The following is a 1,300-nucleotide window of genomic DNA, read 5'->3' as shown; positions in this document are numbered from 1 at the left end:
TCCCCGAACTCGCCGCCGCCTAAACTAGGATCACTGACCCGCATGGTGTTGAGAAATTCCACCACTCAGCGGGACGTGACCTACGAAAACATGGTCGATGCATACCTGTTCGGAGTGGAGGACCGGTTGGTCGGCGGCGGGGGAAGGTCGGCATCGCCAGCGGGGGCGCCGCCTATGCCGCTTCACCAAGCTCGTCATCAGTGAGCGCTAACAGATATTGTATGCCGCGCGTGGAGCCCCGATTCAACGAAGACTACGGGCATCGATCGGTGCCAAAGTCTGGCGTTTTCCACCACTCAGCGGGACGTGACCGACGTCTCTTCAGAAAGATCCTGATTAACTCCGCAATTACCTGGGAATCTCGCATGCTGCGGGTGGAACAATTCGTGCTCAAAAACGATGACATCCTTCATCACAACGCCCGTCTGCCTTCCGACATGCTCGACAAGCAGACCGAGCAGATGGCGGAATCCCTCAAGCGCCAACGCCGAGACCGCGCTTCGTTGACCGTGTCCCAACAACGGCGGTTGGAAGCCGCTTCGGGCTTCAGCTGGGATCCACTCGGCGACGCGTGGTCGGCGCATATCGCAGATTGGCTAACCTGGCGAGTAGCGCTTGGTGTGGCCTTGCCCTCGGTTAGTGGACACGGGGTTATGCGGCTTTAGCGAAGACCGCGTTCTGGTTTGAGTATTGCAGTTCGAAGTCGACGGAGCTGACCTGGCCGAGGGAGGTGTGCCGGCGCCGCCGGTTGTAGCGGTCCTCGATCCGGGCGCCGACCTCTCGGGATGCCTTGTTTTTGCTGGGTTAGACGCGTCGGTGGTAGAACCCGGTCTTGAGCGTGGCGAAGAAACTTTCCGCCAACGCCTTGTCCCAGCAGACGCCGGTGTAGCCCATCGACCGGGTGATCCGGTGCTGCTTCGCGAACGCANTGCTCGGGCCGCTTACCGCGGAGAGCCATGGCCATGACCAGGGCGTCCTGGATGAGGTCGGTGCGCATGTGGTCGGCGATGGCCCAGCCGATCACGCGGCGCGAGTGGGCGTCGATGACGGTGGCTAAATACAGCCACCCTTCCCAGGTCCTCAGGTAGGTGATGTCGCCCACCCAGACCTGGTTCAGAGCCCCGGTGTCCCACTGCCGTTTGACGGCGTCGACCGGGTAGGCGTCCTCGGCCTGGCTGACCGTGGTGGTGCGCCAGCGTTTGGGGGTGATGCCCACCATACCCAGGCGGCGCATGGTGCTGGCCACGGTTTTGCGGGAGATGATCTCGCCATCGGCGCGGAGGTCGGCGAGGATCCGCGG

2 protein-coding genes are annotated in these 1,300 nt (G+C 62.5%); one reads left to right on the top strand and one right to left on the bottom strand.

Annotated elements, in window-relative coordinates; genetic code table 11:
• Positions 1–365 precede the first annotated feature (365 nt).
• Positions 366–665, top strand: a complete 300-nt coding sequence (locus CXY82_RS00030) for a hypothetical protein (RefSeq protein WP_104169144.1) — start codon at positions 366–368, stop codon at positions 663–665.
• Here CXY82_RS00030 and CXY82_RS00025 read toward each other — a convergent pair.
• A partial coding sequence (locus CXY82_RS00025) for a DDE-type integrase/transposase/recombinase (protein WP_146068984.1) occupies positions 662–1,300 on the bottom strand: 639 nt, incomplete at its 5' end. The genes CXY82_RS00030 and CXY82_RS00025 overlap by 4 nt on opposite strands.

Source organism: Cryobacterium sp. M23 (genome assembly GCF_002929655.1).
In the GTDB taxonomy this organism is placed as follows: domain Bacteria; phylum Actinomycetota; class Actinomycetes; order Actinomycetales; family Microbacteriaceae; genus Cryobacterium; species Cryobacterium sandaracinum.
The sequence above is the reverse complement of the archived record's forward strand: the minus strand, read 5'-3'. Positions and strand labels throughout refer to the sequence as shown.

What these genes read in the sequence shown, in the direction of transcription:
- CXY82_RS00030 (WP_104169144.1), top strand. Translation starts at nt 366, where the DNA reads ATGCTGCGGGTGGAACAATTCGTGCTCAAAAACGATGACATCCTTCAT.